4 protein-coding genes are annotated in these 4111 nt (G+C 40.7%); 1 reads left to right on the forward strand and 3 read right to left on the reverse strand.

Translation table 11 applies throughout. The features are described from left to right. Positions 1-220 precede the first annotated feature (220 nt). The 3 genes from P9B04_RS15810 to P9B04_RS15820 all read right to left on the reverse strand — a co-directional run bounded on the left by P9B04_RS15810 (position 221) and on the right by P9B04_RS15820 (position 3239). The gene (locus P9B04_RS15810) at positions 221-1435 is read right to left on the reverse strand and encodes a PQQ-dependent sugar dehydrogenase (protein WP_342055949.1); all 1215 of its coding nucleotides are present in this window, start codon (positions 1433-1435) and stop codon (positions 221-223) included. A 12-nt stretch (positions 1436-1447) separates the two neighbouring features. Then, positions 1448-1786: a DUF4870 domain-containing protein gene (locus P9B04_RS15815; RefSeq protein ID WP_342055952.1), complete on the reverse strand. Its 339-nt coding sequence runs from the start codon at positions 1784-1786 to the stop codon at positions 1448-1450. 184 nt (positions 1787-1970) lie between these two features. Continuing rightward, a complete protein-coding gene (locus tag P9B04_RS15820; RefSeq protein ID WP_342055950.1) occupies positions 1971-3239 on the reverse strand; it encodes an aspartate aminotransferase family protein in 1269 nt (422 codons plus the stop codon). Positions 3240-3422: 183 nt separating this feature from the next. On the opposite strand from P9B04_RS15820, the gene tsaB reads away from it, so the two are divergent. Continuing rightward, a complete protein-coding gene (gene tsaB / locus P9B04_RS15825) occupies positions 3423-4061 on the forward strand; it encodes a tRNA (adenosine(37)-N6)-threonylcarbamoyltransferase complex dimerization subunit type 1 TsaB (RefSeq protein ID WP_342055951.1) in 639 nt (212 codons plus the stop codon). Positions 4062-4111 lie beyond the last annotated feature (50 nt).

The following is a 4111-nucleotide window of genomic DNA, read 5'->3' on the forward strand; positions in this document are numbered from 1 at the left end:
TTGTCCCCTAACTTTCGGCGAGTCCCCCCAGACTTTTTGAGAAGCTTCTATTTCTCACTTTGGCAGGTTTGCTAGGGTTTACTTGTGCGCTCGCGTATTATTTTACTGGTTCTCTTTTAATTGCGGCTTTCATTCATTGGCTTGTAGTAGTGGTTTGGCTGTTTATTTTAGGAGGGAGTAACAAGTTGCAGAAGGATCACTACCCTTTATCTCAAGAAACTTAATTACTGATAGGTTCTAAGCGTATTAATTGACCATTGCGATCGTCGGTTAAAACATAAATAAAACCATCTGGTCCCTGTTTAACATCCCTAACCCGTTGCTGAAATTTTATGGGATATTTAGCTACAATTTCACCAGCATCGTTTAAGTCTATACGAATCACCTGTCTAGCGACTAAACCCCCTGCAAATAAGTCTCCTTCCCAGTCTGTAAATTTATCCCCTCGGTATACTGTTAGTCCAGAAGGTGCGATCGCAGGAGTCCAAACCACCAACGGATCAACCATACCGGGAAGCGATCGCTTCTCGGATATTTCACCCCCACTATATTCCTGACTGTGAGTCACCACAGGCCAACCGTAGTTCTCTCCTGCTACAATTTTATTGAGTTCATCCCCTCCCTTAGAACCGTGTTCTGTTGACCATATTTGACCGCTTTTTCTATCAATGGCCAAACCTTGGATGTTACGATGACCATAACTCCAAATAGCAGGGTTAACATTTTCCTGGTTCAGAAAAGGATTGTCATCGGGAATGCTACCATCGTCGTTGATGCGTATAATTTTACCCAAATAACTGTCAAGTTTTTGTGCTTGTTTACGAATCAACTCACCATCGATCTTTAAGGGTGGGTTTCCTCCATCTCCAATGGACGCTAATAAGGTTCCATCTTTTAACCACTGTAGACGAGAACCGAAATGTTGTTCCCCATTCTTTGCGGGGGAAACTTCAAAGATAACTTCAACATCCCGTAATTGATTCTCTTCTAAGATACCGCGAGCGATCTTGGTTTGATTGCTGTTGCGTGTCCCCGAAGCATAGGTCAAATAGATATAACCATTTTCACTAAAATTAGGATGTACAGCTACATCTAATAAGCCTCCTTGACCTGCTGCCAGGACTTGTGGCACCCCTTGAATGGATTGAGGTTCTAATTTTTCATTTTTGACAATCCGAAGTCTTCCAGGACGTTCTGTAACCAAAATGTCACCATTGGGTAGCCAGTCCATACCCCAGGGATGTTTTAACCCCTCTACCACTGTCATTTTTTTAACCTTATCTTGGGTTTGCGATGCTCTACTGGTTTGATCGATGGTTGGCTGAATTGTAGAATTATCGGAAGAGTTGGAAGAGGATAAGCAGCCGCCTAATCCTAGTAAAATAATAATGTTAAATATAGCTAAATAAAATAATTTCAGCTTAATTATTTTCATTAAAATTTACCTTTACAAAACTCTCAAAATAAAAGGATATCGGAAAACTTGGTTAGGATTTGTCAACACTTTAACGATGCCAATAATAGGCATTACCACAGTAACAATTGCTAAAATACCTAACAATAACCAACCGATTAAAATTAAGGTTAAAATTCCAAAAATAATGGTATAAAGCCAAACATTGAGATGAAAATTTAAAGCCTCTTTGGCATTATTTTGAATGATTTCGTCGTCTGAGATAAAAAGGATAACTAGAGGAACCGCAATGCAGACAAAAGTGGCACTAAAAAAGATCGATCCGTGAGCAAGGGCTGATAATAATTTACGCTTTGCTGTGTCGTTACTCATCATAATAAGTACTTGGACAAAAATGAATCTTACATTTGAGAAGAGGCAGGAGTCTGGTTACAGCTATGGTTACATAAGTTTCACAGTTAGCTTTATTTATGTCCCACTACTTAACCTCTTCTTCCAATTAGCCAATTAAGATAACAAGAGTTCGCTAAAAAACTAACGCCCTCTTGTTTCTATTTTAACTAATTGCCACCGTACAAACCTTACTAATAGCTACTTCTAATTTTTCGGTTGCTTGCTCAATCTCTTCCTCTGTAACAATCAAAGGAGGTACAAAACGCAATACTTTGGGTCCTGCCGGGGCTAATAATAATCCCTCATCCATAGCCGCCTTAACAATGTCAATAGAAGTGATGGACATTTCCTCGTTAATTTCCATACCATTGATTAAGCCCCAACCACGCACATCGGTAAATAGGTTAGCATCTTTCTTGGCGATGGCCCGTAAACGAGTGCGCAACTGTTCCCCTCTAGCCTGAACGTTATGTAAAATATTTTCTTCTTCGATAGTTTTCAGCACTGTCAAAGCTGCCGCAGAAGCCAAAGGGTTGCCCCCAAAGGTACTAGCATGGGTTCCAGGGGTCAAAACGTCACAAAACTCTTTGCACATCATGGCCCCGATGGGAACGCCACCTGCTAAGCCTTTTGCACTGGTTACCACATCCGGTTCTACCCCTAAGTTTTCGTAACCCCAGAGTTTACCACTGCGGCCTACACCTACTTGTACCTCATCGAACACCAAAAGAATATTATTTTCGTCGCAAATTTTTCTTAAACGGAGGAAATAGTCGATTTCCCCTGGCTTTACTCCGCCTTCTCCCTGTAAGGGTTCTAACATAACCGCAGCTACTCGGCGGTTCCCTTCGTCCATATCTGCGATCGCATATTCGACCGCCTTGATATCATTATAGGGAACGTAAGCAAAGCCAGGCATCAGTGGTTCAAAGTCTTTTTGATATTTAGGTTGACCTGTAGCGGTGATAGTGGCTAAAGTCCGTCCGTGAAAACTGTCTTTAGCGGTTAGGATAACTGGTTGTTCTAAAAAGTCCAGCACCGTATGAGCGTATTTCCGAATCAGTTTGATGGCGGCTTCGTTAGCTTCTGCCCCAGAATTACAGAAAAATACCTTATCGGCACAGGAATGCTCGATCATCCACTGCGCTAGTTCCCCTTGTTGGGGAATATAGTATAAATTGGAAACATGGTGTAGAGAGCGAATTTGCTGGCTAACACTTTCGACTAAAGCAGGGTGACCATGGCCGAGGGTACAAGTGGCGATACCTGCCACAAAGTCGAGATACTCCTTGCCGTCCGTATCCCAGAGACGACACCCTTCCCCCCTGTCGATGGCTATGGGGAACCGTCCATAAGTGTGCATCACATAGTTATCAAAGTGTTGCGGATCGAAGGATTGAGCGGGTTTTTTGGGTAGGGTGGTATGGGTCACGATTGGCTCCTGAAAAAGTCGCGTGATGCAATTCTAATCAATCTGGAAGACAAAGTGCGAGTTTGTTTAGATTTTTACCAGATTTTATTCATTAACATCGATTATAAATTATGAAGTATTTATTATAGATAGCAACAGTTGATAAAATAATTAAGATTTTCTAGATATCCTCTCAATTTTTTTATGATCTCCTTAAGTTCTCCTCTTTGGGGTTTAGGTTTACATACCACCAGTTCACAACTAGGACTAAGTTTAAGTGATTTTTCCACAGAAACCGCTACCCAAACTTGGAATTTGGATCGACAATTATCTAATTATTTACACCAATATTTACAAGAGTTTATTCAGCCGAAATCTTGGCAAGATTTTCGTTTTATTGCTGTAGCAAAAGGGCCTGGAAGTTTTACCAGCAATCGCATTGGCATAGTAGCTGCCCGTACCCTAGCACAACAATTAAATCTTCCTTTGTTTGGTATTTCTAGTTTAGCTGCTTTTGCTTGGTTTAATAAAAAGTATTATGGCATTGATGAACCGATCTTTGTGCAGATGAAAGCTTCACGAGGACAATTTTATGGAGGGATTTATTGTCAAAATAAACAAGAAAATGGCTTAGATATTATTGTTGATGATACAGTAATGGAACCTGAATTGTGGAACAAGAAACTAGAAGATTTAAACCTCTCTTGTCAACCATTAATAACACCATCAAACTTAGGTATGACTGCCAGTAGTGTTTTAGAATTAGCCTATTATCAATGGCAACAAGGAAAATGTCCCCATTGGTCAGAAGTTATCCCTTTTTATGGAATGTCTGTGGTTTAACTAATTCCTGGCGAGAAATCCCCGATTGAGGGACGAAAATCGAGGGATGA

This window comes from Crocosphaera sp. Alani8 (assembly GCF_038442745.1).
In the GTDB taxonomy this organism is placed as follows: Bacteria; Cyanobacteriota; Cyanobacteriia; order Cyanobacteriales; family Microcystaceae; genus Crocosphaera.